The organism is Halobacillus campisalis, from assembly GCF_030345335.1.
Lineage (GTDB): Bacteria > Bacillota > Bacilli > Bacillales > Halobacillaceae > Halobacillus_A > Halobacillus_A campisalis.
The window spans coordinates 59,701-83,630 of record NZ_JAPVRC010000004.1 but is presented as its reverse complement, the minus strand read 5'-3'; the positions used below and the strand labels follow the sequence as shown (position 1 = coordinate 83,630).

Below are 23,930 nucleotides of genomic sequence, written 5' to 3'. Positions count from 1 at the left end.
GGTAGTTTCAAGAATCTTCAAATCGTATGGTGGATTTAGAAAAAGGTGAGACTCCTACCTTTGAGAGCGGAAGCACTGGGGCTGTATATAGCCCAATATGGTTTATGCAATTACTTATGTAATTGTTTATATTAATAACTATTATGGTATAAGAGGTGGGATGCACATGGTAGGTGAGATCCCGGAAGACGAAGCCTGAGGAAGCTCACCACATGCCAACGGAAAGCGATCCGTATTCTAAAGCCCCCATTTCATCATACAAAAGTCTCGAAACTAAGCCTTCAAGAATAGTAAGGTTATATGAAAAAATCTGCTAAGACCTAACAGAACAAAAAAGGTCAAACAGAAGTTACTCTGTTTGACCTTTTTATTATAATGCTCTATCAAGGAAGGCTGTAAATTCAGCGCGAGTAGCATTCTCGCTAGGCTGGAAATTATTATTGCCTGTTCCTGAAGCTATGGAATTAGCTGCAAGAGCTTCAATTTCTGAAAATGCCCAGTGGTTTTTGCTGACATCATTAAATGTAGCTTGGCTTCCGCCTCCTGATAAATTGAATGCACGTGTTAGGATAGCAGCGATTTCTTCCCTTTCTATACTATCATTAGGTCGGAATTCACCTTTTCCATCCCCTTCAATAATCCCTTCTTCTGCTGCTGCATTAATATAACCTTTTGCCCAGTGAGAAGAAGAATCATGGAAAGCATTAGTAGCAGAAGTTTTTAACCCTAGAGCTTCACTGACCATTTTAGCAGCCTCTGCTCTAGTAACATCATCTTCCGGATTAAAATTCTGATTTTCATCGCCATTGATAATTCCTGTTTGACTTAAGTTTTCAATATGATCAGAAGCCCAGTGATGACTTGTAACATCATGATACTCACCTACCGAGGTATTATTACTGGAAGCTTGAGACTTATCATCAAGTACTCTCTTAGCCCCTACATAACGAGGTCCCCAGTAATATGGATCATTGATTGAAACTTCATTTACTCCCTTACTTACAGTAGCAGATATGTAATTATCGTTGCTTGTATAAATCCCTACATGTGAAATACGGTCTGAGCCTGGTGTACTGCTGAAAAACACTAAATCTCCAGCCTGTAAATCTGACTTAGAAACATATTCTCCAACACCGTTTTGCTGTCTCGAATTTCTTGGCAGTTCAATTCCTGCTTCTTCGAATACATATTGTGTGAAACCAGAGCAATCAAACCCTGACGTAGTAGTTCCTCCGTAATCATATGGCGCGCCCGAGTACTTATTCGCAATATCGACAATTTTACTCCCTGAAACTGATGCCCCCATTGCCGAAGGTGCAAAGATCGACAAAAGCATTAAACTTGATAAAAACAAAACAAACGACTTCCTCAACATTTTATGTATACCCCCACGTTTAATTTCTCTAGAATCAGGGTATCATATATTGTTGGAATTTTATTTTACAGTTCGATAACAGTCGACAGAAAGATGTAATCTAATTTTAAGAATTCGACAATTTTTTTACAGTCTCCCTACTATTAATCTAGAATTACTGATTTTATTATTACAAACCCATTACAACTTACTGCGATTATTTTCAAGTTCCTTAAGAATTTCTATCGTTGATTTCTGTTTCATCTATTAATGAGAAGGCGGTGACGGATTTTTCCACCTGATCAATAAGGCTCTGTATTTCAGTCCCCACTTGTGTGATTACTGTAATTTGTGAACTTTTATCAAGTTCCATCCATAAAGATAAGAACTCTCTTCTAATTACACCATCAGGTAAATTAATACCGAGTTTCTTCATTATATGGATAACCTGATCAGATACATTTTTCATTCCGAAGAGATATATTTGGCTTCTCTCTATAATCACTTATATCTTCTGTCGAGAAACCGCTTTTCATATACGTGGTCATTCTATTGCTCATCTCCACTGATAATTGAACACATCAAAAGGGGACATCACTAATTTTAAAATGATTTGAAAATGTCACTTCCTCCCACTGCTGTCCAATCTTTCACCTTATTTACCCCCTCCTCATGAAAAAAATTTTAATAAAAGAAACCAGCCTAAATGGCCGGCTTCTTATTTTAAGCAATAAATTAGAAATTGCTGATAATTTGTAACAAGGTGTTATATACGTCTTCTGGACGATTGTCTAAAACATCCTCTACAACGTCAAGGCAGAATAAGTTAAATCATGATCAGAACAGGGCCATCACCTTAAGGATGGCTCGTCTGCTTTAGCAAGCAAAGAAGTGAATTCAGAACGAGTTACATTGCTTCGCGGACGGAATGTACCATCTGGATAGCCGGTTATGATGTCCCCACTCGATAATTTACTAATCGCATCTTTTGCATAAAAATCGTCTTCAACATCCGTGTAACCGTGAATACTCGTATCTCCATTAAGTTGATAAGCTCTCTGAATGATAAGTGCGATATCAGCCCTCTTTATCGACTTTTCAGGTTCAAAATCCCCGCTTGGAAGACCTTCTATAATCCCCATTTCTTCAGCAGAAGCTATATAACCTGAACTATAGGAGCCAGCCTCCACATCAGGAAAACCGGATGGTCTTTTCGTTCCATCTAATTTAAGAGCCCGGCCGACCATCGTAATCGCTTCTTCCCTTGAGATCTCGGTATTTGGTCTAAAAGTTCCGTCTGTAAAACCTTTAATTACATTATTTGAATATAAGCTTTTTAAGTAAGGTTCAAACCACGGATTAGTAGGCACGTCCAAAAATGGTCTCTCTAGTGATTGAATAAGTCCATGGCCGTACTTGAAATCTTTTCCCCTTTCCCCTAAGTCTACTGAATGATCAATCATCATTTGTTCTATATCACCTAAACTTAAATTAGGAAACGCTTGTTTGTGTAAAGCGATGATCCCTGACACGTAAGGAGCAGCCATAGAAGTACCGTTTAAAGTTTCATAAGCTCCTCCACCTGATTGGCTTCCAGTATAAGTACTATAGATACTTTCACCTGGTGCCACAAAATCCAATGAATCACCGCCATAAGAAAACAGCGCACGTTCTTTATTTCTGTCTACAGCACCTACACTAATGACACTTGAATAACGTGCGGGGTACATCACATCGTTTAAATATTCTCCACTGCATAGAAGCTTATTCCCTGAAGCCGCCACCACTGAAATACCATCCTTTTCCGCCTCGTTCAGCACTCTTCTCATTGCTTCAGAAGATTTACAGGAAGTTAAACTCAAATTAATGACATCCATTTTATTTTCAACAGCCCATTGAACTCCGGCAATAATTTCAGCTTCCCAGCCTTCTCCTTCCCGGTCTAATGCTTTCAGAGCATATAAATTCGCCTGAGGGGCTACACCAATTATTCCTATAGAATTATCTTTAGCTCCAATTACTCCGGCCACATGGGTTCCGTGACCATTATCATCATCGTAACTGCTGCTAGTATCAATAAAATTTTTACCTCCTTTTATATTCAAGTCTGGATGCTCTTCATCTATACCTGTGTCAATGACAGCTACATTAATTCCTTTACCTGTTAACCCCCAATTATAAGAGAGGTTAGTATTTATGGATTCGTAGCCCCAATCAATTTTCTGAGCATTAGCACTTACTTTTTGATCTGATTCTATCCATTTTATTTCAGGTTGTCTTTCCAGATTACTTATAGATTCAACCGGTATAGATACAGCAACAGCATTAAAAGAATCATATGTATGATGGAGGTCATAAGGTATTTCAGATAGCACTTCTTCTTCCACTTTCTCTTCAAACCCTATGATGACTCGCTGTTTTTCATCCGTCGATTCAATTGATGCTGAAACTTCTTGATTGCCTGAAAATACGTACGATATGAAAAGTATGAACATACAAATGATTATAAACTTTTTCAATCCAGATTCTCCTTTTGTCATTACAAAAGAAGCGAACGTGATTCGTCCGCTTCTTCCATATTAATTATTCTCTTCCCAATTATAATAATCTACTACACCTAGTGAAATAGCTCTTGCAGCAGCTTCACGGTAATGAACTTGCTTAAGTTTATCTGCATCACTTTTGTTTGTTAAAAAGCCGATTTCCGTAAGTGCTGAAGGTAACGAAGTAGCTTTGATCACACGATATCCAGCTTCTTTAACACCACGGTTCGTCATGTTCATCTCTTTTACAAGTCTTTCATTTATAAACTGAGATAATTTCAGACTACTGTATGCCCGATTGGATAACCCCGCCGCAGAATAAAATGTTTCTACACCATTCACACTGCTGTCAGGAAAAGCATTCGCATGAATACTGACGAAAGCATCTGCTTTATTATCGGTAGCTAATCTAACGCGATTATCTAATGTATGGTAAATATCCGTGTCTCTCGTCATGAATACTTCAAGACCTGCATCCTCTAAATACTCTTCAGCAATTTTTCCAACATCTAAGACAACTTCTTTTTCTAATAGACCATTCGCCGCTGCCCCAGGATCATTACCACCGTGACCAGGGTCAAGTGCGATCACATGGGATGACCTCGGTTTGTCGATTAGGTAGTAAGCTGAGACCCAGCCTTCTACATTTCCCTTGGCAACGTATGCCCAGCCCCCATCTTTTTTATAGACAGATACAGCACTGGCTGTTGATAGAGTACCTACAACATCGTTGCTCGTACCAGGGCCTGAACGGACATTTAATGAGTCTGCTGTAACAATCTTTTCATCAATAACCTTCAAATCTTCTTCTTGTTGATTTTGATTGTCATTCTGATCTTGCTGGCTTCTATATTCAGAATTCATGCTTCTGGCAACAAGCAAAGAGAATTCCTCTCTAGTTATCACTCGATTTGGTTTAAACGTACCGTCAGGGTATCCGGTCGTTACATTAGCAGACGCAACATCATCAACATAAGGGTAAAAAGGATTGCTAGGAGACACGTCATTAAACGACAAATCCTGGTGACCGTTAAGAGTAAATGCCCTCGATATAAGTGCGGCCATCTCTCCCCGAGTTATTGTTTTATTTGGTCGAAATGTACCGTCAGGATAGCCTGTAATAATGCCCTTATCTACTGCTGAATCTATGTAACCTGAGCCATAATGGTAAGAATCCACATCAGTAAAAACTGTGTTTCTTTGCTTATTATCTAAATCTAACGCTCGTCCAATCATGGTAGCAGCTTCCTGCCTAGAAACATCATTCTTTGGTCGGAACGACTGATCAGGGTACCCAAATATTATCTCTTCATCGATTAAATAGTTAATTTCCTTTTCATATTTTGAAGGAATGCCTTCAATTGATTGAGCGGAAACTGTACTTTGAATCTGTAAAAAAACACTAACTAGAACAATTACCCCAAATAATAAAATAAAAACTTTTTTCATTCATCCTACTCCTTTTTTTTATTGGCTCTGTAATAAGTTATTTGAATACAAAGCTTATTATTGAATTTATCAATTCTTCAACTCTCTTTTCCAGCTAGCAAATCACTCTCCAGTCCATTATGAATTTAAAGATAGAAATGAGAGAAAATGTCGTTTAATTAGAAATTTTAACTTTAATTGTAATAATATGTATGTAATTCCCTCATCTGCTAATCATTATATCGTCAAACACAGGAATAATTTTATCCTACAAAAGAACTAACTTATTATAATGAACAATTTAACACTATATTTTTAACTGTTCATTTAATGGGATTTTAGGGTTAATAGCCATATAGTATAAATTTTACTGTATTACATAACATTACAATATTAGCTATTAATCTCCTTAATTTTTTGATAAATTAATAGAGTATCTAATTTTCAAGGGGGAAATACACTAAATGAAAAAAGCTATGATTCTGTTTGTAGGACTTATGACGCTAATGGCAGTTTTTTCAACAACTGTTTTAGCAAAAGATGACATTACAGATACACCTTTTGAGGAAGAAATGAGAATATTGATTGATAAAAACATAATGGAAGGTTACACAGATGGTACATATAGACCACAAAATTCAGTGACACGGGCTGAATTCACTACTTTCTTAGTTCGAGCATTAGATGTCGAACTTAAAGAAGACGAATATCCAGATAAGGACTTCAATGATGTCACCCCAAATCATTGGCATCATAAATATGTGATGTCAGCTTACAATCAAGGTATTGTCGATGGCTATCCTGGAGGCGACTTTAGGCCAAATAATGTCATCTCTCGTCAAGACATGGCGATGATGATGATGAACGCAGCTGAATCAGAAGGATTAGTGAGTGAAAGGTTACCGATTGATCAGTTTAAGGATAGTGAACAAATCTCTCCCTATGCTGTTGAAGCTGTTGAAAGATTAACATACTTAGAAATTATAAATGGCAAAAAGCACAAAGATAACACCTTATCCTTCGCACCTAAAGATGAAACATCACGTGGGGAAACTGCAGCAGTAATCACTAGATTACTCGACCAATTGAACCCTCCTGAAAACTTGGATTATTCCGTCGTTTCTCTTGACCCTGACGGGGACCACGTTAGAAAAGGGGAATATGAAACATTCGATCAAGCTGTAAACCGAGCAGTCGGCAGCGAAGTGGTACTTGAAGGAAATAACGTTGTTTGGATAAAAGATGGAATGGTCTCTTCTAATAAATTCACGATCCTTTACAATAACAAGAACCTTTCTTCCGATATTACTTATGTAACTTCTGGTGTAGAAATGGAACTTATTGAAGTTTCAGAGGACTGGGTGAAGGTTAAGGTAGCTGATACTACTGGATATGTAGATCCGTCCGTTGTCAACTTGACACCTACGCATATGATAGAAAATCGTTCCTACTATACTGAGGAAAATGGCGCACTGGTTCATTATTTATATAACTCTATTAATGACACGACTTCAAAGTATACTTATGGAGCTGCTCCAGGCTTTATGGAAACAGGTAAAGATTATTATAGTTGGAACGGAAATACCTTCTACAAGACTAATGGAGATAAAGCTGGGGAAGCTTACCAATATTTTAATAGAATGCCGCTTTATACAGAAACGAAGTATACTGCAGAACAGTTAGATGACTTTGTTAAAAGTGAAAAGCCTAATAGCCCGTTAGTTGGAACTGGGGAATCTTTTAAAAAGGCTGAGAAAGAATACGGGACAAATGCTCTATACTTACTAGCACACGCCATACATGAAAGTAACTGGGGGCAAAGCGAAATTGCTGCAGGTAAAAACAATTTGTTCGGGATAGGCGCAGTGGACAGTAACCCTTATGAAAATGCAAAAGAATATACTGATTTTGAATCTGGTATATTAGAAGCCGCGTCAGATTTCATCGTTCCTGGATATTTCAATGATGAAGACTACCGTTTTAATGGAGCTCAGCTCGGAAACAAAAGCACAGGGATGAATGTAAAATACGCTTCTGATGCTTATTGGGGTCAGAAAATTGCCGGTCACATGTACAGAGCCGATCAGTATTTGAGTAATAAGTCGGGCAGCTCACCGGAAAATGGTCAAAATGACTTAGCCCAAACGGTTACGACAAACATAAACGTACGTAGTGAAGCAAGTACTGATGGTGCTCCACTCTATCAATTGCCTAAAGCTAATGAAACAGTAGAAATTATTGAGGAAGTCGATGCCAGAGGAACATGGTACGAAATTACTCCAAAAAACATTTTAGAAAATGATTATGAGAAAGCTTTCGTTTACAGTGACGGGTACTCTTCATACGGAACAAGTCTTGAAAAATTACCAATTGCTGAATAAGTCCTATTATGTCGAATTACGGCGGTAACATCTAACATGTTGCCGCCTTTTTATGTTATATTATGTAGAGCATGAATGTGTATATTAAAGGAGTCACTTTACAATATGAAGCACGTAAATATCTTGGGTATCCCGTTTTCGATCATAAACCATGACTACTTGATAAAGAGACTGAGCCAGCATGTCCAATCGGCAGAAAAATCTTTTGTCATTACCGCAAATCCTGAAATCGTAATGCAAGCTAACGAACATCAAGAGTACAAGAATCATTTACTTCGTGCTTCATACATAACTGCTGATGGAATCGGTATTGTCAAAGCCTCAAAGATCTTAAAAAACCCTCTTCCAGAGAGAGTGACAGGCTATGATGTTATGATGGATATGCTTCAATTATCCTGTGATCACCAGTACAGCATTTATTTATTAGGTGCTGATAAAGAAACCTTGCTATCTACTAAAAATAATATCGAAAAACAATTTCCTTCTATTCGCATTGCAGGCTATCATGACGGCTATTTTGATTGGAATAATAATAGAATTGCTGAAGAGATTCACGAGAAAAAGCCTGACATCGTATTCGTGGCACTTGGGGCTCCAAAACAAGAAACTTGGATCTCTCAACATATCGATCAGTTCACTAAAGGGGTATTCATATGTGTGGGAGGAAGCTTTGACGTTATTTCAGGGAATGTAAAGCGCGCTCCACTAAGCTGGCAGAATATTAATCTTGAGTGGCTTTACCGTCTTTTAAAGCAGCCGCGCCGCTGGAGAAGAATGTTAGCCCTCCCTCGCTTCAGCTACCGTATCATTAAACAGAGAGTGAAAAATTCCTCATGAGCAAATCAAATTTAATAAAAAGTACTTTCATTCTATCAATCGCTGCCCTGTTATCTAAAATATTGGGCAGTGTTTTTAGAATTCCTCTGCAAAATATTGCTGGAGACCAGGTTCTCGGTATTTTTACTCTTGTTTACCCCGTATATATGGTCGCCCTTATCTTATCTGTAGCAGGTATCCCCATTGCAATTTCTAAAATGATTGCCGAAGCGAAATTAAATAAAAATTTGGAGGCTGTCGGTGAAATTAAACGTACAGCTCATATATTAGGATTACTGTTTGGATTTGCAAGTTTTACAATATTGTATATTTTTTCTGAACCATTATCTGTAATCATGGGTGATTCTTCCACTGAGACAGCTTTAATTATAGTTGCTTCTTCCCTGCTGTTTGCGCCATATATGGCTGTATACAGAGGATATTTCCAAGGTTTTGATGATATGAAACCAACGGCTGTTTCACAAGTGCTGGAACAATTATTCAGAGTCAGCGTAATCATAGGAGCTGCCTTGCTTTTTACCGCAAATGACTTTTCAGAAGATATTGTAGCTGGTGGTGTAATGAGTGGATCTGTAATAGGTGTTATTGCTTCTCTTTTGTATCTTCAATACACCTATAAAAAATCTGATCTTCCAAAATCCAGCCCTAAAAAATATCAGCTCCATTCGTTTATCTTGTGGAGCAAAAGAATTCTGAAAGTATCTATACCGGTAGCCATTGGCACTATTACTATGGCTTTATTGAATGCGATTGATTCCTTGACCATCCCTCTGGCTCTTCACTCACAAAGTGATGGTTCGACGATCAACTTGACCTACTTATATGGAGTCTATGGCAGGGGGCTTGCGCTAGTGCAGATCGCCACTGTATTCGCCACCTCCATAGTTTTGCCGCTTATTCCATTACTGACTAAAAAAATCGCAGAAAAAAAGCATTCTGAGACCAAGGAATTAATAGAAAAGTCGAACTACCTCACCCACCTCATTTCTTGGCCTGCTGCTTTTGGTTTGCTTGCATTGACTCTTCCTTTGAACCTGGCACTATTTACTAATTTAGAAGGAAGCAGTATGTTAGCGGTCATCGGATTCAGTTCAGCATTCACATCACTGGCACTTGTCGGCACAGGGATCCTGCAGGGAATCAATCTGAATAAGACAGCTGCTTTCATAGTGGTGACTGGTGTAGCATTGAAGGCGTTACTCAACATAGTATTTATAAATTATTACGGAATACTTGGGGCTGCAATATCTACCCTCATCATTTATATATTATTAGTGGCAGTAAATACAATATTCATACGAAGAACCGTATCATACAACCTTTTCCCACGCGAATTACCAAGAATTATACTTGCTGCTGCATTAATGGGTATGATTGCAGCACTTCCTTCTTTGTGGCTGAACTTCGAACATTGGTCACGTGCAATGAATCTACTGTATGTATTCTTAGTTATAATAGCAGGTGCGCTTGTTTACTTCTTACAACTTTTCTTGATGAAAGTTATTAATAGAGAGAGCCTTGCAAACTTGCCTGTTATCGGGAAGCGGTGGAAAATATAAAGCGAGGTCCTACTATGCACATCATTTTGTCCGGCTATTTCGGTTTTCAAAATACAGGAGATGAAGCTATCCTTTATTCCATGATTCAGCAAATCCGACAGGAAGATCCTTCTATCAAAATCACGGTATTGTCCAACGATCCAGCCCATACTAAAGATACGTACGATGTTCATGCTGTTAACCGATGGAGCTTGAAAGAAGTCGTTACGGTCATAAAAAGATCAGATGGGTTAATCAGTGGCGGAGGCAGTTTACTACAGGACGTTATCGGAGTGAAATCGGTCATCTATTACACTGGTGTCATTGGGATAGCTAAGGTTCTACAAAAACCCGTCATCATCTATTCCCAGGGCATCGGGCCACTTAATGGTGCAACAGCCAAAAAACTGACTGAATTTACAATGAATAAAGTAGATCACCTTACCGTAAGAGATAGGGATTCTAAACAGCTCCTTACAAAAATGGGGATCCAGAAAAATATCGAAGTGGTACCAGACAGTGTCATGGGACTGGACGACTCTCTTACCGAAAGAAGCGGCAGAGAAAAAGACAACTCCGTCATTATCGTAAGTGTACGTCAGTGGCCGTCAACACAGCCTTACCAACAAAAATTCGCTCATGGATTAGATTTATTGGCTCATCAAGGCTTTGAAATTGTATTTCTGCCCATGCATGGCGAGGAGGATGCCATGTGTTCTCAAAACATACAGTCACTTATGAAGGAAAAATCCGATATTCTTTCTCAAGACATAACCCTGCACGAAAAAATAAACATTATCGCCTCTTCCAGATTCCTTATCGGAATGAGGCTGCACTCCCTGATTTTTTCTGCAATTACCCATACCCCCTTTGTTGCGGTTTCTTATGATCCAAAAATTGATTCATTCGTGGAACATATGGATCAAAAAGTATTAGGCCACGTAAATAATGATTCTTGGACTGGTGAACACATTGCTGAAGACATCTTCCGCCTTCAAGCAAACTATAAAAAAATACAAAGCCAACTCCAAACCATCATACACGAACAAAGAAACAAGTCCAGACAAGCCGTGAAACATATGCTATCTGTTATCAAACACTCGAAATAAATATATCACGAAAAAAGCATGGGACTCTCCTGCACTCAGGAGAATCTCATGCTTTTTAAATATTCGTCTTTATATTGTCCTGTTATTTTTCTTCATCTTCCCTTACACCGATAGAAGGTCGTCCGATTGAGTGGTACTCTAACCCTGACTCCTTCACTCTTTCAAGGTTGAAGCAATTACGCCCGTCAAATAATGCTGGATGCTTCAGCTGCGACTTCAATTGTTCAAGAGGGTATTCTTTTATCTCTTGCCAATCGGTCATGATGATCGCAAAATCTTTGTCTTTTAATGTTTCGTCGATAGAATCTTTATAGATTGTGCCTCCAGGAAGAAACACCTTGGCATTTTCCTCAGCAATAGGGTCATAAGCATAAACTTCTGCCTCGTTATCAACAAGTTCTCTAATTACTTTAATGGATGGAGCATCTCTCATGTCATCCGTATTCGGTTTAAAAGCAAGACCTAAAACAGCTACTTTTTTGTGGGATAGATCTGGATAGAACTCCTTGATTTTATCAATGATGATACGCTGTTGCTTATCATTAGTTTCAATGACACTATCCACTATCGACATATGATAACCGACACTATGCCCAATTGACACTAGAGCATTTGTATCTTTAGGGAAACAGGAGCCTCCGTAACCAACACCCGCATTAAGAAATTTATCACCGATCCGCTTATCCATTCCCATGCCTTTGGAGACATTTTCAATGTTCGCTCCTAAACGCTCACACAAATTCCCCAGTTCATTGATGAAACTTATTTTCGTCGCTAAAAAAGCGTTGGAAGCGTACTTTATCATTTCAGCGCTTCGAAGGTCAGTCTCTAAAATAGGGAGCGTGAATGAAGAATAAACTTCTTTCACGCGGTCTAATGCTTCCTGTTCTTCTGAACCGATGACAATCCTGTCACCATAGAATGTGTCGTGGATGGCCGATCCTTCTCTAAGGAATTCAGGGTTTGACACTACGCTTACCTTGTGTGAAGCATTTTTATGCTTTTCAATAAGTTCTTTCACATATTCATTGGTTCCTACTGGTACTGTACTTTTCGTTATCACGATCAGGTCATCTGTCATATGTTCCGCTATACTTTTACACGCTTTTTTCAAGTATGTAAGTTCAGCAGATCCATCTTTTGACTGCGGCGTACCAACTGCAATGAACACGATCTCTTTATCTTTCATCGCTTCTTTGTAATCACTAGTGAAGGAAAGACGATTCTCATTAATGTTCTTGGTCATCATATCTTCTAATCCGGGTTCAAAAATAGGCGAAATTCCTTTACGCATATTTTGAACTTTATTTTCATCAATATCCACGCAGGTTACATGATGGCCTACTTCCGTCAAGCATACACCAGTCACTAATCCAACGTACCCCGTTCCAATAACAGAAATTTTCATTAGTTTCACCTTACTTTACTAGTCTAGTTTTTCATATTTGGCTCTTAATAAGTTAACGACGTCTTCTCTTAAATCTTCACGGTTCAATGCAAAATCAAGTGTAGCATCAATGAAGCCAAGTTTATTGCCTATATCATAACGACGGCCTTTGAAATTATAAGCGACTACTCTCTCACTTGTATTCAACTGCTTGATAGCATCGGTCAGCTGAATTTCATCACCACGCCCTGGCGGCAAGTCTTCAAGAATATTAAATATTGCGGGTGTAAGTACGTAACGCCCCATTATTGCTAGATTGGATGGAGCTTCCTCTTTAGAAGGTTTCTCCACCATATCTTGAATTTCAATTTGGTCATTCAATGGATCTTCACCTGTTCGAGGAGCTACTACTCCGTAGCTGGAAACAAGTTCTTCGGGTACTTCTTGCACACCTACAACCGAGCATTCCTGCTCTTCATACACATTCATTAATTGTTTCAGACAAGGTTCGTCTGATTGGACGATGTCATCCCCCAGTAAGATGGCAAAAGGCTCGTTTCCTATGAAACGGCTGGCACATGATATGGCGTGGCCAAGTCCTTTTTGTTCTTTTTGACGAATATAATGTATATTGGCTAAGTTCGATATGTTTTGGACTTCCTCTAAAACATCATACTTTTCTTTTTCTATCAGCTTTTCTTCCAGTTCATATGATTTATCAAAGTGATCTTCAATCGCTCGCTTACCGCGTCCTGAAACGATGATAATATCTTCAATACCAGATGCCACTGCTTCTTCTACGATATATTGTATCGTTGGTTTATCAACAATAGGGAGCATTTCTTTCGGTTGAGCTTTCGTTGCCGGCAGGAAGCGGGTTCCAAGCCCTGCAGCAGGTATAATTGCCTTGCGTACTTTCAACTTCATCAACTCCATTCAGTTTGTAATTATTCTAAAATTTAACATCTTTCGATAAAAAAAGAAATTCTATGATTTTTCAATAAAATCTTTAATCAATTGTATCATTTGTGTTTTTCCAGACTGAAATGGAGGAGGGTTAAATGAATCTACTTGATGTAACACATCTTCAAGGTCTTCCCCTTTTCCCCAATTTAAAATATATCCTTGCTCAAGGAATACTTCGATCAATTCAAGTTGGTGATCGTCATTATGTTCTCCATATTCTTTAAGCCTTGCAGCTGCAATTACTTTTTTTCCTTTTTTTAATGCTGTTGTGACTGAGCCGGTTCCAGCATGTGTGACCACGAGATCGGCCTGGTCAAAAAGAGCGTCCATCTCATCGTACGTCACGAACGGCTTCAAGGTAAGGACATCACTTTCAAATGAGGTATTCCCATTTTGAACGACTACCTCTTCCTGAATGACGCCAGCTTTTTTCAGCCTTTCCACTTCCGCAAGCAGCCGTCTGAATTGTAATTCATGGGTACCTAGAACAACAAAAATCAATAGATACTCCCCCCATAAACCGCTTTAGGATACACTTTCTTCATAGATTCCCATTGAACGATAAATAGATCTGCTATCGGATAGACCATCCGACCGGCTAAGGTAGGTGATGATGACTTCGCAAAACTCTCAATGAATATTACTTTCTTCCTGAATAATTTTGCGATATAACACATCGGTACAGAAGAATGTACTCCAGTTGTGACAACAACATCAGGCCTTTCTCTTAAAAATATAAACAAGGACTTAATTATGTTGTAGGAAAACTTGAAAATATATCGAAAAGGATAATTGCGTGCCCCATATAATAGAAAGGAGACTGGATACTTTTGCTTTAAATCTTTCGTGATATCAGATTTCTCTGTGACTATATGATAGTCATACTGTGTGAACAGAGGTTCCAGCTGCAGTAACTGAGTCAGATGTCCTCCAATAGAAGAAATCATTAACAACTTTTTTTTCTTCATTTATTTCGCTCCGATCTCATCATAAATCGATCTCAGTCGATCGATTAAAACATCATGATCATTCTCCTGTGCCTTATCTTCGCCATGTTTTATAAGTTTATATCTTAAATGTTCATCTTCCATTACGTTCTTAATTGATTCTTTTAAGGCGGCGGGGTTTCTAGGCGGCACAAGCACTCCCAGGCTTTCATCTAACAAGTATTGGAGCCCGCCGACTTTTGTTGCTACAACTGGAGTATGACATGACATGGCTTCCACAGCAACTAAACCGAAACCTTCTATATAAGATGGCAGCACAAAAACATCCGCAGCAGCCATCCATACAGCCACTTCTTTTTGAGACAAAGCCCCATGGAAAGTGACACCTTCTATATGTTCATCGCGTATCTTTTGCTTTAACTTGTTTAGAAAAGCTTCCTGCTTAGGCTGCCCTACTAACTGTAATGATAAACGGTTGTCCTCTTGCTTCAGTAGCTTGAACGCCTCTATCAACTCTTCTATACCTTTTGCAGCAATAATGTTACCGACAAACAATATATGCTTGGAAGAATCGGTCATATTCAGCGACTGCCTTGCCTCGTTTTTCGGGATAGGTTTAAACACCTGTCTGTTAATTCCCATACTCATGACAGTTATAGATGATTCAGAAACGCTAAAATCATTTATAATATCCTCCTTCAAACCTTCACCAACCGCAATGACGTGATCAGCACCATTTAAAATCTTTTTAGTCTGATTGTGTATAAACTTATTTATTCTAGCCATTTTATCTATATCCCCACCATGACAAGTGACAACGAGCTTCACACCAAACAACTTTTTGAAGAGTAAGCCGAGCCACCCGCTCGGGAAAGCATAGTGAGCATGAACTAAATCGTACTTACGGCCTTTTGTAAGAAGGATGAACAATGTATACATTATCCACTTAAAATATTTGAGAATCACATGAAGTTTCGACGTCTTATCATCCAGTATCGCTGAGACATCAACTGTTGATGATTGTTTTCTCAATTCTTCCACCTGGTTTTTCACAAAGATTCCAAAAGTTTTGTTGCTTTTACTAGGGTACATAGTAGTTATAACGAGAATTTTTTCCGGCAAAAGATCACCTTCCTAAGTTGGACTTATCTTTTGACTTGGTTTAGTACTTCGATAAAGATAAGCCAGTAACAACGCTAAATAAATTCCTGCAGCAGGCGCAGAAAGTACATGTCCTGCAAGAAATGCAGTCCCAAGCCCTATACCTACTGCTACACCGATAAACAAATTCTCACCGGTCAAAACCCTGAATCGACTAGTGATCAAGTTTTTCAAGATCATATAGATAAAGTATACAACAGGCGTCATAAGAATAACGAAACCTACGATTCCAAAGTTCAAGAACCAATCCATCAAGTCCATTTCGACTAAGCTTGGTTCATATTCGTAATTTCCACCACGACCCATTCCTAATAACTTTTGAGAGATCGGTGCTTGTCTGAATTGCTCTACTTTCTCTCCTAGAAATACATCCCGATTACTTAAAAGGGCGGTTGCGTCTACATTTCCTGAAGAATCATCTTCCTCTTCACCTTCAGCTCCGCCGGTCCCTTCTTCCGTTCCGGTATCATTGCCCCCTGAACCTTCTTCGTCCGTCTCCGTTTCCGTGTCTGGAGCCGGATTATTATTTTCATATGTCAGATCCATATTATTTCCAACGGCTGTATAGGGTATAGCTAATATGGATACAACAAACAGGGCAGGCAATACGATCGCATTCAGCCAGGCCTTCTTTTTGAAAGCCTCAAATAAGGCTATAAGGCTTCCCAATGCTAACACCATGAGGATGGATCCCAACCCTACCTTTGTTCCAACTGTAAAAATAGCCCACGCCGTAACAATGACAGCAGGTATTAAAAGAAAGAGTTTTTTTACTGTCGGCTGTTTCATTAAGAAAAGAATCATAATAGCGAACCCTATACCTAAAATGGCACTAAGTTCATTTGCAGAATAGAACCAGCCGGAATGTCCTTCTTTATCCAGCATTCCATAGCTTCTCTTTCCTGTATCTGTTAATGAGGCTATGACCATAACGACACCAATAACAGTGAGGTTGATCGTCAAGTATTTTTGTAATTTACTTCTCCAATCGATTCTCTCGCTTAGAGACTTGAATACAAAATAGTAGACGATAAGCATAATTAAGAAATAAGAGGTCTTAATTATGTATGTCGTTTCAGTTATCAAGGAAACCGGCTCTTTCACCATTAAATTATTGACTAGACTTAATCCCATAAATATACCCAGAAGTACAATGTAGCTTATGGAAAACATTTTAGCCCTTTTATAAGGACTAAGCAGGACATAAATCAGTCCTAGAAAAAGTGTCAGTACTCGGATTGGTTCAGAAATAGGTAGATTTATATATGCTGTAATATCTAAAATCGGCTGCAGCAATATGAAGACGATTAGGTAAATTTCCATAAACCTAATAAATTGGTTCTTGTTCTTCCCGTGATGCATAGTACTAATCCTCCATAATTCATAAAATTATTTTAATTTTCAGCTCTGGTAAAAGATGAAGTTGAGATAACAGAACCCAGTACACCATACTCGTTCGACCAAAACTTTTTAATAAGCTGTTTTAATTCTTTGATAGTCTTTCCTGATAAATTCGTTTTTTTTGAGGGTAATTTTTGAACATGGCCCAAAGCAAGGTCACTACACGGTTCGCTTGCTTAAACATTTTGTGATAAGGATAATTCTTCTCCCTCAATTTGTCGAACTGTTTAGTGAATTGATCTGCATCCACTTCTATAAAAACTTCCGCAGCCGAAACTGAACGATCTTTTACCATATGTGATTTAAGTTTATTCAAAAGTAAAAATCCATCAAATGCTATGGCTTGAGAAGTGAATAACTTAATCGCATCTTTTTTTGTAGGATATGTGGAAGTGATGTCAATTACACAATTAATTTCTCGAGGAGGAATTGGACAATTGATCTCGTATAAGCGAATCTTTTCACCATTTCTCCGCAGCTTCAAACAATCTGATAGTATGGCGGTCGTCCCTGTATGATCAGGATGAGCATCTACAAAAGGAGTGCAATAAATTAAATCAGGTTCGATTTGTTCTAATAATGAGATCAGTTTATTTTGAGCTTCACTTGTAGACTGCACATTGCCGTCCGGCAAATCCATGTAATGAATCGAGTCCATACCGAGAAGTTCATTCACTTTTTCTATTTCATCTTTTCTTATCCGGCTTAATTCCTCTCTGGAGAGTTCACTTTCGCTGTTTGATCCATCTGTACTAAAGACACAATGAACTTCAGCACCTTCCTGTATATGTCGCTTTATCGTTCCACCCAAACCTATCGTTTCGTCATCCATATGGGGAGCGACTATTAAAACTTTCTTATAGTTCCCTAGAGGTGTTATCGATAGATTTGAAGTGTAATGCTTCTTTAAGATCACTTTTGTAATAGGGGTTATTACTGGTTTACTACCTTCTATAAGAAATCGTTTAAGGTTCACTGCTCCTCTCCTCTCCTTTCAAGCTTCTAACGTTAAACTATGTCATCTTGATTGATTTGACCCTCTTGTCTAGTTCATAAACATGACTTTTGGATATGATATATGGAGAGGGAAAAATTGTATGTATATATATTATTCGTCAATTTTCTACAATCTTTAATAGAACTATACATTAAACTACATAAATGTTCATACTTCCATCCCACTTCAAACATTATAACATTTGAGTAAAAAAAATCTAATATACTTCCTGCATTATTTATTATTGATTCATTTAGATATCTATAATAATTAAGTGTTGATTATCCAGGGAACGGCTGAAGTTAAATAGAATTTCAAACAGCCTTCAAAACAGACAAATTCAACATTATTATTAGTTTTCAATGGAATAGAATTTAGTGTAATATTAAGTGCGTGAAATAAGATACTCAATATTATCCATTTTCGAGAGGAAAGGTAGTCAGAATGGCGATAAGAAATTATGCACCTGGTGATGAAGAACAGATTCAAGAACTGTTTGCAAAAACTTTTAACCATAACCGTTCTTATGAAGAGTGGGAGTGGAAATTTAAAAAACATCCGCATTATGAAGATCCTACGATATTGGTATGGGAAGAGGATGGAAAAATTCTAGGACATATCAGTCTATGGGTGAATAAAGCTTATATAGGAAACGAGATTCACAAAGTCGGTTTAAGAATCGATACTATGGTAGATCCTCAAACAAGAGGTAAAGGTATATATAGTAAATTAAATGAAAAACTCAGCGAGATAGCCCAAAAAGAGAATATCGTTTATTTGTATGGATTCCCTGCACCTAAAGCGAAAGATTTATTGATTAAATATTCGAAAGGTGTCCACATTACCGACATACCCAGACTCATAAATATTCAAAGACCTTTCTCTTTGTTATCGTCTAAGCTATCTGTATTGAAAATGTTAAAACCTGTGGATGAACTTATTTATAATTTTAAAAACCGCAAAAAAATGAAACCATCTAACGAACTATCTGTAGTTGAAATCGATAACTTTGATGATAGGTTCACTAGCCTCGATGCCGGTATTCGTAATGACGGCCTTGTTAAAGTAGTGAGAGACGCTGCTTATTTGAATTGGAGATATACTTTCCATTCAGAAAAAAAATATACCATTTTAGCTTTGGAAGGTCCTTCTAAAGCACTTCGAGGCTATATAGTTTTCACTATTGAAAACAAAGAATCTTATAAGAGTGGTATGATTTTAGATTGGTGCTGCCTTGAAGATACCGAAGGCTGTGATTTGCTATTAGATTCAGCGTTGAAATATATGAGGAATACTGCAATTATTCAGACTTGGGCTTTACCGCATACCTCAATGTATTCCCAATTCATTAATAACAGCTTTTATCAAAAAGATAGACCTGTTCCTCTAGTCGGTATTCAAACACATGATGAATTCACAGGTTTCGAAGACGAATCCAAATGGTTCATCACCCCTGGCGATGTAGATTCTTTTTAGTATAAACTCAGAATAACCAGCAATTATATAACAACCTGATTACTTAAATTCTGAAGCAACGATACATTCGTTGCTCTTTACTATTTCAAATTAAGTCTTAATTATCACGTTCCATAATAAGAGGATTGAGTCAGAATTATACTGCTTTATGAGGAGCGATCTTGAATTTATTGTTGATCTTCATAACTATAAGGATCAGTAAAAAGTTTGATGAAAAGGTTATTGAAACTTCAAAATAAGAGAAATTAGGTGTTTTGCAGTGAGCGATTTTATTTTTTCAAGAAAAACATTCGACCGCGGTGAGTTAACAAATCATATAAAAAAAATATATCACGAGGATGCGCCTATAGTAGAAGAGTTCCACGGAAAATGGGGTGCTTTAGCTGTAAGTCACAACTTGTATAACGGTTTCCAGCCCTACGAAACAGACGAACACATCACTTTGGTGCTGGGAGGCCCGGTATTGTGTTATAGAGATAACCGTTTTCTAGTCAATGAAGAGGCCGTTTTCGAGGGGACCCGCTCAATTTATGAACGCTGGCATAGCGACCAAATGCTTTGGAATGAGGATTTGAGTGGACCTTATTCAGTTTTCATCGTAAATAAGCATACATCCGAGATCTATTGTATGACCGACTTGATGTCTTTCATTCCTGTTTATTCATTTAGTAATCATAGTAATATCATGCTCTCTTCCCACGTAGACATATTAGCCTGCGCAGCGGATGAACAGGGGAATATTGATTTAGTATCTGAGGCAGATTTTATCCTGCACGGATTTGTCACTTATCCATTCACTATATACAAGGAAATCAAACAAATACCACCAGCTTCCATACACACTATTCCAGGCATTTCAAACACTCTGAAATCTGAATCTTATTGGATCCCCAGGGAAATGATCAAATATGAAAATATTACAGAAGCTGCTTCGGATTTACGAAATGCCTTACAAGAATATGTGGGGTCAATTACAGAGGATATGCCTCATATCGCCCAGTTCATAAGCGGCGGCGAAGATTCTCGTGCTTTATCGGGATTATTACCTGAGACATCTAGACGGGATGCATTTGTGTTCTTAGAACATATGAACAGAGAAGGAAAAGTAGCAAAAAAAGCCGCTAATGCTTATGGAGCGAATTTTACTCTTTCAACACGGACGCAAAATCACTACCTTAGCATCCTCCCTCAAACTGACCGGTTAGTAGGAAGCGGATCTCAATTTCATCACGTACACACTTTTGGCTTTCATAAGCATTGTAAGCTCGACGAATATCCGGCCGTTTTTGGAGGATTGTTTGCGGATGCAATGCTTAAAGGCTCCCGCATTAAAAAGGTTCGCGGCCCTAGACGTTTCCCATTTCTTCCACAAATAAAAAACAGAAAATATTCGAATGCGCATTCTAAAAAAAATGAAGCCTTCACACAAGATATTCTAACTGAGGTTACGAAAAGAAGGCGGGCACATTTAGATCGAGTAAAAGCATTTCGGACACATTCGGCTCAAGAGTGGTTTGAACTTTGGCCAAGTACGATGAACATGAATATCCCTAACCTTCATGGAAATCGGAGACTCTTCCGGAGTTACGAACCTTTTATGGCAAAAGACGTCGTTAAAATAAGTGCTTCAGTTCCTCAAAGCTGGAAGCTTAACCATAGGTTGTTCCGGATTATGGCAAAACCCTTATTGTCAAAAACTAAATGGTTGTTACATGGGGAAGGACGATTACCTTATTTCCCAATATACGTAAACTTTTTTGTACAATTGTGGGTTTGGATATTTCGGGAATTTGGAAAGAAAACTAATATCATTAAAGGAAATCAGGAGTCCTGGACCCAATGGGATGTAGTAATGAAAAGCGATACTTGGAAACATAGCTATGAAGGTTATTCAGAAGGCTTGTCTGTTCTTGAGCCCGCACTAAAAGACAACGATTTATACAACCTTTTTGAAACCGACAAACTAAACAAGTCACAAAAAATAAACCTTATGCAAGTTCTTCATAGTAACTTGAGGATAGAGGAAGAATTAAAACAAAGTTAGCTCGATCTTCCACAACTTCAACTTGCGGTAATAAATTGTTACAATTAATTAAATACTACACTGATTCATCAGTCAGCATCATTTATATGTCATTTGAATAAGAGAGGTCAAAATATGAACCAAAATAATAATGAAGATTTGATTAGTGTAATTATACCTACCAGAAACAGAGTCAACCTCTTGAAGGTAGCCATTGAAAGTGTATTGAACCAGACTTATGAAAACCTGGAGCTCTTTATTATTGATGAAGCTTCTAACGATAGTACGCCTGAGTATTTACGAAGTATTGAAGACCCAAGGGTGAAAATAATCACTCATGAACAGCCTAAAGGTGGAAATATTGCTCGAAATAACGGCTTAAAACAATCAAAAGGAAATTACATCGCTTTCTTAGACGATGATGATGTTTGGGCGAAGAGAAAATTGGAACTACAGCTGGAGATCATGAATCAACGGCCGTCTGTAGGTATAGTAAGCTGCAATAACTTTTATCTTGATGAAAATGATGACATTGCAGGTTATCGGAATAGAGGAAATGATAAATTATTCGAAAGCCAGCAGGCTTTAGAGAAAATGCTTCTCGGTAATTTTATAGGCGGAGCTTCTTTTCCACTTTTACGAAGATCTCATTTGGAGAAACTGGGTGGTTTTCAAGAAGATTTAAAAAGTGCACAGGAAACGAATCTTTTTCTTAGGATTATTGATTGTGGCGCAGATGTGTTTATTTTAAAAGAACCGTTACTTCTTTACCGAATTCACTCAAACAATAGGATCAGTGACAGTTATGGTCCTAAACTTGAGGGAATCAGGCAGCTATACAGCTATACTGAAGAGAATCTCTTTCCTAAAATAGACGACTCACTGAAAGCTAAAGTAAAAGAAATTCATTTAGAAAAAATAGCAGGAGTCTACATCCAGAATAAAAATTACAAAGGGTACCTAAGAGAAAAAGAACAATTTATCAAAGAGTCCCATTCGAAGGACGAGCTTTCCGCACGAAAGATAAAATTGAATGAATTCAAGACACTTGCCGGTCGTTCAATTGTTGGAAAAAAACTCAAAAAAATTAACCAATCATCTAAAAATGGTAAGTTGAGTAAAAAGTGGAATTATTATATTGTCGCGGAATTTCCGAATCAATTATCTTGAAACGTAAAAATGCTCGAGCACTGAGGAAAACTCAATGGCTCGAGCATTTTTTTACTGCTTCTCTTTATTTTTTTCTTTGTTACGCTGAGCTGATTTTGGGTTTTTGAGTAAATCAATTATAGGACGCTTACCCTTAGATACAACTCCCGTCATTTCTGCAAATAAGTGAATCATTAGCAGTAACACAAAAGTTATAATTAATGATATGCCAAAAGAAGTTAAAGAAAACATTATTGCTAGAAACCCGAATAAGGCACTGAACGCATATACAATCAGCACGGTCGCTCTATGACTAAAACCTTCAGCTAATATTTGATAATGGATATGCTTATTATCAGGCATCATGATTTTCTGTTTGTTGATTATTCTTCGCATAATAGAAAATAAAGTATCAAACAGGGGAACTGCCAGAACAATTATAGGAATGATAAAACTAAAAAGTGTTACATTTTTAAATAGTCCGACCATAGAGATGACAGCCATAGAATAACCTAAAAACAGCGAGCCTGTATCCCCCATATAAATCTTGGCTGGATAGAAATTATGGATCAAGAAACCTAAATTACTACCGATCAGCACAACACACAAATAAACGATAGCAATTTGCGGTTCGATGGCTAGTGCCATTATAGCTATACTTATTAGTGATATGGTGGTGACTCCTGTTGCTAATCCATCCAGTCCATCTATCAAGTTAATCGCATTCGTAATCCCGATGATCCAAAAGAATGTGAAAATTACACTGACTGGATCGCTCAAAGGTATCATTCCAAGGAATGGAATAGTAATAATATCTATTTTTAATCCTGAGAGTATAACGACAAATGCAGCAGCAATTTGGCCTGTTAGCTTTAATATCGGGCTGATTTGGTACCGATCATCCAATAGACCAGTCAATACTATAATAAAAGCTCCAATGCTGATAGGTGTAAGATAGCTGAGTTCGGGACGAATAAATAGCATCCCTGCCACTACACCACCAAAAATAGCGATACCACCCATTCTAGGAGTTACTACTTTGTGAATTTTCCGTTCTTCTGGGTGATCCATCATTCTCCACTTGACTGCTAACTTGATGACTGGGAAAACGAGTAAATAACTGACTAGCATAGATATAGCTAACGCTATGGCAATATTGATGTATTCATTCATAAATATCCTCACTTGTCTTAATAACTTAGTTTTAGAACATGCAAACTTAATTATAGCATA

19 protein-coding genes are annotated in these 23,930 nt (G+C 37.9%); 7 read left to right on the top strand and 12 right to left on the bottom strand.

The genetic code is table 11. The features are described from left to right. Positions 1–370 precede the first annotated feature (370 nt). The 4 genes from O2Q26_RS10135 to O2Q26_RS10120 all read right to left on the bottom strand — a co-directional run bounded on the left by O2Q26_RS10135 (position 371) and on the right by O2Q26_RS10120 (position 5,346). On the bottom strand, positions 371–1,375 hold the full coding sequence (locus O2Q26_RS10135) for a C40 family peptidase (protein WP_289215799.1): 1,005 nt from the start codon (positions 1,373–1,375) through the stop codon (positions 371–373). Positions 1,376–1,586: 211 nt separating this feature from the next. After that, complete coding sequence (locus O2Q26_RS10130; RefSeq protein WP_289215798.1) at positions 1,587–1,790, bottom strand: hypothetical protein; 204 nt, start codon at positions 1,788–1,790, stop codon at positions 1,587–1,589. Positions 1,791–2,205: 415 nt separating this feature from the next. Continuing rightward, positions 2,206–3,873 carry a S8 family peptidase gene (locus tag O2Q26_RS10125; protein WP_289215797.1) on the bottom strand — a complete coding sequence of 556 codons (1,668 nt, stop codon included), beginning with the start codon at positions 3,871–3,873 and terminating at the stop codon, positions 2,206–2,208. Positions 3,874–3,933: 60 nt separating this feature from the next. Beyond that, positions 3,934–5,346: an N-acetylmuramoyl-L-alanine amidase gene (locus O2Q26_RS10120; RefSeq protein ID WP_289215796.1), complete on the bottom strand. Its 1,413-nt coding sequence runs from the start codon at positions 5,344–5,346 to the stop codon at positions 3,934–3,936. Between the two features lie 443 nt (positions 5,347–5,789). Here O2Q26_RS10120 and O2Q26_RS10115 point away from each other — a divergent pair, with 443 nt between their 5' ends. The 4 genes from O2Q26_RS10115 (at position 5,790) to csaB (ending at position 11,190) form a co-directional block, all read left to right on the top strand. Beyond that, positions 5,790–7,706 carry an S-layer homology domain-containing protein gene (locus O2Q26_RS10115; protein WP_289215795.1) on the top strand — a complete coding sequence of 639 codons (1,917 nt, stop codon included), beginning with the start codon at positions 5,790–5,792 and terminating at the stop codon, positions 7,704–7,706. A gap of 105 nt (positions 7,707–7,811) precedes the next feature. Next, complete coding sequence (locus O2Q26_RS10110; protein WP_289215794.1) at positions 7,812–8,543, top strand: WecB/TagA/CpsF family glycosyltransferase; 732 nt, start codon at positions 7,812–7,814, stop codon at positions 8,541–8,543. Then, on the top strand, positions 8,540–10,102 hold the full coding sequence (locus O2Q26_RS10105; RefSeq protein WP_289215793.1) for a putative polysaccharide biosynthesis protein: 1,563 nt from the start codon (positions 8,540–8,542) through the stop codon (positions 10,100–10,102). Before O2Q26_RS10110 ends, O2Q26_RS10105 begins: the two co-directional genes overlap by 4 nt. Before the next feature lie 14 nt (positions 10,103–10,116). Beyond that, positions 10,117–11,190, top strand: a complete 1,074-nt coding sequence (csaB, locus tag O2Q26_RS10100) for a polysaccharide pyruvyl transferase CsaB (protein WP_289215792.1) — start codon at positions 10,117–10,119, stop codon at positions 11,188–11,190. An 82-nt stretch (positions 11,191–11,272) separates the two neighbouring features. Here the strand turns inward: csaB and O2Q26_RS10095 are convergent, their stop codons facing one another. The 7 genes from O2Q26_RS10095 to O2Q26_RS10065 all read right to left on the bottom strand — a co-directional run bounded on the left by O2Q26_RS10095 (position 11,273) and on the right by O2Q26_RS10065 (position 18,028). Then, positions 11,273–12,598: a UDP-glucose dehydrogenase family protein gene (locus O2Q26_RS10095; protein ID WP_289215791.1), complete on the bottom strand. Its 1,326-nt coding sequence runs from the start codon at positions 12,596–12,598 to the stop codon at positions 11,273–11,275. 18 nt (positions 12,599–12,616) lie between these two features. Further along, positions 12,617–13,498: a UTP--glucose-1-phosphate uridylyltransferase GalU gene (galU, locus tag O2Q26_RS10090; RefSeq protein ID WP_289215790.1), complete on the bottom strand. Its 882-nt coding sequence runs from the start codon at positions 13,496–13,498 to the stop codon at positions 12,617–12,619. Between the two features lie 66 nt (positions 13,499–13,564). Next, on the bottom strand, positions 13,565–14,044 hold the full coding sequence (gene pssE / locus O2Q26_RS10085) for a PssE/Cps14G family polysaccharide biosynthesis glycosyltransferase (protein ID WP_289215789.1): 480 nt from the start codon (positions 14,042–14,044) through the stop codon (positions 13,565–13,567). Next, a complete protein-coding gene (gene pssD / locus O2Q26_RS10080; protein WP_253935441.1) occupies positions 14,041–14,511 on the bottom strand; it encodes a PssD/Cps14F family polysaccharide biosynthesis glycosyltransferase in 471 nt (156 codons plus the stop codon). The genes pssE and pssD overlap by 4 nt, the downstream gene beginning before the upstream one ends. Continuing rightward, the gene (locus O2Q26_RS10075) at positions 14,512–15,612 is read right to left on the bottom strand and encodes a glycosyltransferase (RefSeq protein ID WP_289215788.1); all 1,101 of its coding nucleotides are present in this window, start codon (positions 15,610–15,612) and stop codon (positions 14,512–14,514) included. It abuts the gene before it with no gap. 12 nt (positions 15,613–15,624) lie between these two features. After that, complete coding sequence (locus O2Q26_RS10070) at positions 15,625–17,013, bottom strand: O-antigen ligase family protein (protein ID WP_289215787.1); 1,389 nt, start codon at positions 17,011–17,013, stop codon at positions 15,625–15,627. 121 nt (positions 17,014–17,134) lie between these two features. After that, the gene (locus tag O2Q26_RS10065) at positions 17,135–18,028 is read right to left on the bottom strand and encodes a PIG-L deacetylase family protein (RefSeq protein WP_289215786.1); all 894 of its coding nucleotides are present in this window, start codon (positions 18,026–18,028) and stop codon (positions 17,135–17,137) included. Positions 18,029–18,493: 465 nt separating this feature from the next. Between O2Q26_RS10065 and O2Q26_RS10060 the strand changes: the two genes are divergently transcribed. The 3 genes from O2Q26_RS10060 (at position 18,494) to O2Q26_RS10050 (ending at position 22,718) form a co-directional block, all read left to right on the top strand. After that, the gene (locus O2Q26_RS10060) at positions 18,494–19,525 is read left to right on the top strand and encodes a GNAT family N-acetyltransferase (RefSeq protein ID WP_289215785.1); all 1,032 of its coding nucleotides are present in this window, start codon (positions 18,494–18,496) and stop codon (positions 19,523–19,525) included. Positions 19,526–19,784: 259 nt separating this feature from the next. After that, entirely contained in the window at positions 19,785–21,569 is a 1,785-nt protein-coding gene (locus O2Q26_RS10055; protein WP_289215784.1) for an asparagine synthase-related protein, read from the top strand. A 114-nt stretch (positions 21,570–21,683) separates the two neighbouring features. Next, the gene (locus O2Q26_RS10050; RefSeq protein ID WP_289215783.1) at positions 21,684–22,718 is read left to right on the top strand and encodes a glycosyltransferase family 2 protein; all 1,035 of its coding nucleotides are present in this window, start codon (positions 21,684–21,686) and stop codon (positions 22,716–22,718) included. A 51-nt stretch (positions 22,719–22,769) separates the two neighbouring features. On the opposite strand, the gene O2Q26_RS10045 is transcribed toward O2Q26_RS10050, so the two are convergent. After that, positions 22,770–23,870 carry a glycosyltransferase family 4 protein gene (locus O2Q26_RS10045; protein ID WP_289215782.1) on the bottom strand — a complete coding sequence of 367 codons (1,101 nt, stop codon included), beginning with the start codon at positions 23,868–23,870 and terminating at the stop codon, positions 22,770–22,772. Positions 23,871–23,930 lie beyond the last annotated feature (60 nt).

What these genes read in the sequence shown, in the direction of transcription:
- pssD (WP_253935441.1), bottom strand. Translation starts at nt 14,511, where the DNA reads ATGAAGAAAAAAAAGTTGTTAATGATTTCTTCTATTGGAGGACATCTG.
- O2Q26_RS10050 (WP_289215783.1), top strand. Translation starts at nt 21,684, where the DNA reads ATGAACCAAAATAATAATGAAGATTTGATTAGTGTAATTATACCTACC.
- O2Q26_RS10070 (WP_289215787.1), bottom strand. Translation starts at nt 17,013, where the DNA reads ATGCATCACGGGAAGAACAAGAACCAATTTATTAGGTTTATGGAAATT.
- O2Q26_RS10120 (WP_289215796.1), bottom strand. Translation starts at nt 5,346, where the DNA reads ATGAAAAAAGTTTTTATTTTATTATTTGGGGTAATTGTTCTAGTTAGT.
- O2Q26_RS10060 (WP_289215785.1), top strand. Translation starts at nt 18,494, where the DNA reads ATGGCGATAAGAAATTATGCACCTGGTGATGAAGAACAGATTCAAGAA.
- O2Q26_RS10105 (WP_289215793.1), top strand. Translation starts at nt 8,540, where the DNA reads ATGAGCAAATCAAATTTAATAAAAAGTACTTTCATTCTATCAATCGCT.
- O2Q26_RS10135 (WP_289215799.1), bottom strand. Translation starts at nt 1,375, where the DNA reads ATGTTGAGGAAGTCGTTTGTTTTGTTTTTATCAAGTTTAATGCTTTTG.
- csaB (WP_289215792.1), top strand. Translation starts at nt 10,117, where the DNA reads ATGCACATCATTTTGTCCGGCTATTTCGGTTTTCAAAATACAGGAGAT.
- O2Q26_RS10130 (WP_289215798.1), bottom strand. Translation starts at nt 1,790, where the DNA reads ATGAAGAAACTCGGTATTAATTTACCTGATGGTGTAATTAGAAGAGAG.
- O2Q26_RS10115 (WP_289215795.1), top strand. Translation starts at nt 5,790, where the DNA reads ATGAAAAAAGCTATGATTCTGTTTGTAGGACTTATGACGCTAATGGCA.
- O2Q26_RS10110 (WP_289215794.1), top strand. Translation starts at nt 7,812, where the DNA reads ATGAAGCACGTAAATATCTTGGGTATCCCGTTTTCGATCATAAACCAT.
- O2Q26_RS10045 (WP_289215782.1), bottom strand. Translation starts at nt 23,870, where the DNA reads ATGAATGAATACATCAATATTGCCATAGCGTTAGCTATATCTATGCTA.
- O2Q26_RS10095 (WP_289215791.1), bottom strand. Translation starts at nt 12,598, where the DNA reads ATGAAAATTTCTGTTATTGGAACGGGGTACGTTGGATTAGTGACTGGT.